The sequence below is a fragment of the uncultured Proteiniphilum sp. genome (genome assembly GCF_937873925.1).
Classification (GTDB): Bacteria; Bacteroidota; Bacteroidia; order Bacteroidales; family Dysgonomonadaceae; genus Proteiniphilum.
In genome coordinates, this window is record NZ_CALNAT010000074.1 from 1 (window position 1) to 4,940 (window position 4,940).

Genomic DNA, 4,940 nt, shown 5'->3' on the forward strand with positions numbered 1-4,940 from the left:
TGATAACGACAGAACAGCATATCGCTATGATAGTTAATATATTCTTTTTCATCGCTTCTATCTTGTTTAAGTTATTTCCACCTGTCGTATTGCTCTATCAACGAGTTATTGGCTAATTCACTGTCGGGTATGGGGAGCACATAATTCTTTTCCGAGAATCTTCTGTCCTGATAATCGATATCAATATACTCATAGTTATCGCCTGTAATTTTGAATCCGTGACAACGATAGTTGTTGTATTCAATATGTGCGAGTTGCCATCTTCTCATATCCCAAAAGAGATGCCCTTCATATGCCAATTCAACTTTTCTTTCGTTCCGGTAATCACTGAACCATTGATCCCCGGAGGATGATTTCGGAGGAAGATTTACTCTTTCGCGTACTTCATTCATTGCGTCCCTTGCTTCGTTCGGTTTGTTAAGGCGAAAAGCGGCTTCAGCTTTATTGAGTAAGACTTCAGCATATCTGATCTCAACCCATGTCTGCGTACTTGGTTTCCCTTTGATGTCTATCAGTTCCTCATCCATAAGTTTCCTGAGGAAGTAACCCGTAGTAGTATGTCCATAGGTGTACGGTTGGGCTCTGTAAGCCATAAAGGTGCCGTATGTTCCGTTCACGGAATTCTGCATTGTATGTTCTTTCCATGTGCTGCCCGGATAAATCACGGTCGCTTTGAACCGGGGTTCCAGATCTTCATAGGGAGGGCGTGTTGCATTGGTACTATGATAGGGAGTCCAGTCCATTTTAGTCCCATCTGCTTTTTCGTAACTTTCCACCATCTCTTGTGTGGGAGTTCCTAATCCGCCAAACTCATACCCGTCGCTAAGAGGGACATAATCCCGGTCAAAAGTATGGCTTGGCCCCAGCTCGTCATATTTGAACTCAAGAATCGATTCTTCATTGTTCCCTTTCCAGGATTCGGCATAAACATCCGTCAGACTGAATAGATCTGAGTCGATGACCTCATTGGCCGCATCATAGGCTGACTGCCATCGTTCTGCGTAAAGCATTGCCCTTGATTTAAAAGCGAGCGCTACATATTTTGTTAATCTTCCTTTCTCTGGGGCACTCCACGAATCAGGTAGATTGGCAATGGCAAAATCAAGATCCTGTTCAATCAAATCCCAGGTCTCTTCATTCGTACTACGGGCTTTATCCTTTTCCATCTGATCAAGACGGGTATAGAGAATTACGCCGTCAAACCGTTTTGCAAGTTGGAAATAAATAAATGCGCGGAAAAAACGGGTTTGCGCTTCCCATTTTGTATTTACGCTCTCCGGAAAAGAAGAATATAATTCCATTGAATAAAGGAATTCGTTCATCCTCCTAATCTTGTTGTAGGCATCATCCCAATTGCTATAGAAACAACTGGTTGTGGTGATGACCGATGGGTTAAATACATAATTATTAGGATGACCCGCTTTGTGTCCAAGTGCATAGGATCCATACTTAAAAGTGTTGGTCAGGCTCTCAGTAAGACTGCCTTCAAACTGTTTATCTCCGAACTGCCCATATTGATGCAGATAGGTATAAAAACCATTTACATAAAGATCAACACTCGATTCTTGCTCCCATACGACTTTATCGGTAAGTTGATCGGTAGGGGTCAGGTCCAGCCAATCCGAACATCCGGTGAAGATGATGGCGGAGATAGCCAAAGATAGAAATTTTATATTTATTTTTTTCATTACAGTCAAATTAAATAGGTTATAAAGAGAAATTAAGGCCGAATGATAATGTCCTCTGTTGAGGGTAGTATCCATTATTTACTCCGGGTGATTCAGGGTCGATATTGTATTTCGTTAATTCGCTGAACGTTAGTATGTTCGATCCTTCTATGTAGAGTCTGATTCTATCTATTCCCGCAGACCTTGTAACAGACTGGGGAATAGTATATCCGACTTGGAATGATTTCAGGCGGAGGTAATTGCCATTTCTATACCAAAATGTCGATGAATAGGCATTATTGCTGCTTACAGTCACAAGGGAGAGGCGTGGAAACTCGGCATTCGTGTTGTCCGGTGTCCAGGAATTTTCAGGGAGGAATTGGGGAGAGTTGCCACTATGATAAAATAGTTTTGTGAAAGCGGTATTGTCCATAATTCCTTCGGAGCCGGTAGAGGTATATACACCCGTTAATGCTACCGTCCGACCGATGCCCGACTGAAATAAGATATCAAAATCGAATCCTTTCCAACTCCCGTTTAAATTGAGAGAGGTCTGGAATCTGGAGTATGGACTTTTCCCGACATATCCCATGTCTTGTGCGTAGGATATTTTTCCGTCGCCATTCCGGTCCTTGTATTTGATATAGCCGGGAAGCACGGCTGACCCGGTAATTGTCGGGGAATTATCGATTTCCGCCTGCGACTGGAAAAGCCCTTCAGCTATAAAACCAAGCTGTGAGCCGACTTCCTTGCCGGTTAGTTTTCGGTAATCCGGCGTATTTTCGGAGTCGCCGGCATAGTATAACCATCTCCGATAGGCCAGGGTTCCTACCCATTTAATGCCATACCTGAAATCTCCGATCTTGTGATTATGGGAGATCGTGAAGTCGAATCCCCTGTAATCGATCTTGTTTACGTTGTCGGAACTAAAATAGTAGCCTCCCATAGATGGTGGGTACGCCCCCCCGACGCTGGCCAGAAGATCGTATTGGTATTTGTAGAAGGCATCGATCTCAACACCCAGCAATCCTCTCCATGCCATAAATTCAGCACCAAGATTATAAGTGATCGCTTTGGCCCAAGTCAGATAGGGATTACCCAAAGTTCCTGTGTAAAGCATACTTTGTCTCTGATCACCCAATATCAGTGCGTTAGAACTTAACGTCATTAAGTTAAGGTATTGGAATGCATTAACGGCAGAAGTGGCTGTTTTGCCTATACCGCCGCGAATTTTCAAATTATCTACCCAGTCGGCAGCAAACCATTCTTCATTATTCATTCTCCATCCTGCAGATATTGCGGGCAAATTAACCCATCGTGAGCCTTGCATCCCGCTGAAAAGGTAGCTGCCGTCACGACGGATTGAAGCTTCCAGTAAGTAACGTCCATCATAATCATAGTTTAAGCGCCCAACGAAACCAATCAGCCTCGATTGCGCGCTACTTCCTGAAATAGAGGGTATCTTCTCTTCTCCGTTTCCTGTAGTATTGGTTATTTTACTCAATTCGGCCAGTTCCAGAAAATCGAGTCCATATCCCGTTGCACCCAATGTGTTTGAATAAGCACTTCGGGTTTCAGCGAGGCCGAACAGATTAATCTTGTGTTTGTCAAATGATTTATCGTAGGTAAAGCTGCTTTGGGTTACGATGTTTGTTGCACTATGTCCGCTTTCGCTCAAAGAGGTGTTACCTGAATTGTTTTGGAAAGCAACATAATCAATCTTTTCGGTCGAACTGTTCGGCAATGCCCCGATCATTGTTTGATAGGGTATGATCAGCGACTTATTGAACTGGAAGAATTTATCATAGGCTCCCATAAACTTTAAGCTGAGCCCTTCCATCCAAGGGGCATCATAATTCAGTGAAAAATTGGTCTGGATGGTTGTGTTTCTGGGCCTGCTGTATCCTGATTCATAAATTCCTGCAATTGGGCTTACGGGCGATGAAGCGGTACGCGTAGAAGTATAATATTCCTTGCCGTCATCAGCCGTTACTCTCATTGGCAAATAGGGTAAGGCGCGTACAGCCTGTTGCGGGATATTATGCCAGTCGTTCGGGTCTGCAGAATAGCTAGGCCTGTTGTGTTCATCCAAACGTCCAGCAATATTCATTACCAGGGTGATGTTGTCTGTAATTTTCGAGTCTATATTTGCCCTGAGATTATAACGTGAGTAGTCGAAACGGTCTACGTTCCCTTTTTGCTGGAAAGCACTGATTGAGGAGAAGAATTTAACTTTATCGGTCCCTCCTGTTGCGCTAACGTTATGATTCATAGTGGATCCGACGCCAAAGACTTCATCATACCAGTTCGTATTGCCCCATCCATCGGTCCCTGATTTCATTTTCTCCACTTGGGCAGATGTAAATACCGGTTCGTCTCCGTCTAGTTCTCTGGCCATATTATACCAATGGGCATATCCCGGCCCATCTAACCATTTTATTTGATTTGCATTCTGGCTAATTCCATATGATCCGTTGTAGGATATACCCAATTGGCCCTCTTTACCCCTTTTGGTAGTAACGATGATCACGGAAGTTGCATTTAAACCGTACACCGATGCAGAGGTCGCATCTTTCAAAATCGAGATGGATTCAATCTCATTGGGGTCAATCTCGTTGATACTTCTGATCACTCCATCCACAATATAAGTGGCGCCTTCGCCTCTAACGAGCAAAGAGGCTGCATCTTGTCCGGGCTGTCCTGTTTGCTGTAACATCGTAACTCCCGCTACTCTGGCTCCCAGGACATTCGTGACTCCAACGACAGGAGCCTTAATAAGTTCAGTATCCGATAATGTGGATACAGCACCTGTCACACTGGTTCTTCTTTGAGTTCCATAACCGACAACTATCACTTCATCAAGTATCTCGGTGTCCTGCTCCATTGTAACATTGAGGTATGTTCTCCCATTAAGGGGTATTTCCTGTTCCACGAAACCGACATAAGAAAAGACGAGTGTGCTGTTTGATGACGGTACAGGCACAATAAACTCCCCATTTATGTCAGAAATGGTGCCCTGGCTAGTGCCTTTTACGATAACATTCACACCGATCAGGGTTTCCCCGGTCGTGTCAACCACTCTCCCTCGTACATTAGTCTGTGCAAAAGTGACAATGGATGTGAAAAAGTAAAGTGATAGTAATAGAAATCGAGGATTTCTATACTTCCACTTTAGGGGTTGCTTGTTACTTCTCATTTGGTTCAATTTTTTAATTGTTTATAACTTAATTATTAAAGTGTTACCGCTATTGATTGATCACATAGGAATTCCGC

At 43.6% G+C, this 4,940-nt stretch carries 2 protein-coding genes; both read right to left on the bottom strand.

Going from position 1 to position 4,940, the window contains the following annotated elements:
• Positions 1–71 precede the first annotated feature (71 nt).
• Positions 72–1,688 (bottom strand): RagB/SusD family nutrient uptake outer membrane protein, encoded by a 1,617-nt coding sequence (locus Q0502_RS05435; RefSeq protein ID WP_298648128.1) that lies wholly within the window; start codon positions 1,686–1,688, stop codon positions 72–74.
• A 19-nt stretch (positions 1,689–1,707) separates the two neighbouring features.
• Entirely contained in the window at positions 1,708–4,863 is a 3,156-nt protein-coding gene (locus Q0502_RS05440; protein ID WP_298648131.1) for a TonB-dependent receptor, read from the bottom strand.
• Between the last annotated feature and the right edge of the window lie 77 nt (positions 4,864–4,940).